At 76.2% G+C, this 884-nt stretch carries 1 protein-coding gene; it reads left to right on the top strand.

From position 1 onward, the window contains the following. A partial coding sequence (locus ACFFNX_RS51445; RefSeq protein WP_378213818.1) for an ABC transporter transmembrane domain-containing protein occupies positions 1-884 on the top strand: 884 nt, incomplete at both ends.

Genomic DNA, 884 nt, shown 5'->3' with positions numbered 1-884 from the left:
CGGCGCGCCGCCGCTGCTGTGGCTGTCGCACCGCCTCGGCACGCCGCTGGAACACCGGAGCGAGACCGAGCAGGAGCACGCGGCGCGGGCGTCCGGCGTGGCGGCCGACCTCGTGTCCGGGCTGCGCGTGCTGAAGGGCCTCGGCGCCGAGGACAACGCGCTGCGCCGCTACCGGCGCACCAGCCGCGAGTCGTTGCGCGCCACCGTACGCGCCGCGCGCGCCGAGGCCGCCTACCACGGCATCATGATCGCGCTGAACGGCGCGTTCCTCGCGCTCATCGCCCTGGTCGGCGGACGGCTCGCCGCGGGCGGTCACATCACCATCGGCCAGCTCGTCTCCACGGCCGGGCTCGCGCAGTACCTGCTCACGCCGCTCGGCACCTTCTCCTGGGTGAACGGCGAGTTCGCCCAGGGCCGCGCGTCGGCCGGGCGGATCGCGACGGTACTGTCCAGCGCCCCGGCCGTGACGCCCGGACCGCTCGCGGTGCCCGATCCGACCACCGGGAAGATCGCCGTACGCGGCCTGTACGGCACGGGCCTGCGCGGTGTCGACCTGGACGTCGCACCCGGGGAGCTCGTGGGGATCGTGGCCACCGACCCGGCCGCCGCGACCGCGCTCCTGGCCTGCCTCGGCCGCGCCACCGACCCCGAGGAGGGCACGGTGGAGCTGGACGGGGTGCCACTCACCGGCCTCGACCCGGGCGAGCTGCGCGCGGCGATCGTCGTCGCCGGGCACGACGCGCGTCTGTTCGACGGCACGGTGAGCGACAACATCGGCCCGGCCTCGGACGCGGTGCTGGCCGCGGCCGGGGCCGAAGAGGTCGTGGCGTCGCTGCCGGGCGGGCTGGAGACCGTACTGGACGAACGCGGCCGGTCCCTGTCCG

It is taken from the genome of Actinoallomurus acaciae (assembly GCF_042429965.1).
GTDB lineage: Bacteria > Actinomycetota > Actinomycetes > Streptosporangiales > Streptosporangiaceae > Actinoallomurus > Actinoallomurus acaciae.
This window is presented reverse-complemented; position numbering and strand designations above follow the sequence as displayed.